The organism is Agromyces binzhouensis (assembly GCF_004135055.1).
Taxonomy (GTDB): Bacteria; Actinomycetota; Actinomycetes; order Actinomycetales; family Microbacteriaceae; genus Agromyces; species Agromyces binzhouensis.
Genome location: NZ_SDPL01000728.1, coordinates 1 through 787, shown reverse-complemented (window position 1 = coordinate 787; position 787 = coordinate 1). Strand labels below are relative to the sequence as shown.

Sequence of the window (787 nt, the reverse complement as noted above, 5' to 3'; positions counted from 1 at the left end):
TCGCCGGTGCGGGACTCGCCGGGCTCGCGGCGTGCGCGGGCGGCACCGGCGGGTCCGCCGAACGGGGCGGGTCGGCGGGCCAGTCGATCGTCGCGATCGAGTCGGGCACGATCACGGTGTTCGCGGCCGCGTCGCTCACCGAGGCGTTCGAGGAGCTCGCCGATCGGTTCGAGCAGCGGCATCCCGAGGTCGACGTCGTCCTGAACCTCGGCGGGAGCGCCGCGCTCGCGCAGCAGATCGTCGCGGGCGCCCCGGCCGACGTGTTCGCCGCCGCCGCCGAACCCCCCATGGCGAGGATCGTCGACGCGGAACTCGCCGACGGCGCGACGGTCTTCGCGACGAACACGCTCGGACTCGCCGTGCCGGCCGGCAACCCGGCCGGCATCACCGGCCTCGCCGACCTCGCCCGCGACGAGCTCCGGATCGCGCTGTGCGACGAGAGCGTGCCCTGCGGCGCCGCCGCCGCGTCGCTGCTCGACGACGAGGGGGTCGACGCGGCTCCCGACACGCTCGAGTCCGACGTGAGGGCCGTGCTCACGAAGGTCGTCCTCGGCGAGGTCGACGCGGGGCTCGTCTACCTGACGGACCTCCGCTCGGCCGGCGACGCGGTCGAGGGCGTCGAGGTGGCGGCCGCGGCATCCGTCGTCAACCGCTACCCGATCGCCGACCTCGTCGACGCGCCGCACCCGGCAGCGGCAGCCGCGTTCCGGGACTTCGTCACCGGCCGGGACGGTCGCGCCGTGCTCGAGCGGTTCGGGTTCGGCGCGCCGTGACCGCGCGGCGGGGC

The 787-nt window shown here is 76.2% G+C and carries 1 protein-coding gene; it reads left to right on the top strand.

Annotated features, from left to right (window positions below):
- Positions 1 to 773, top strand: a 773-nt coding sequence (gene modA / locus ESO86_RS17910) for a molybdate ABC transporter substrate-binding protein (protein ID WP_129236049.1), incomplete at its 5' end; no start/stop codon positions are given.
- Positions 774 to 787: the final 14 nt, after the last annotated feature.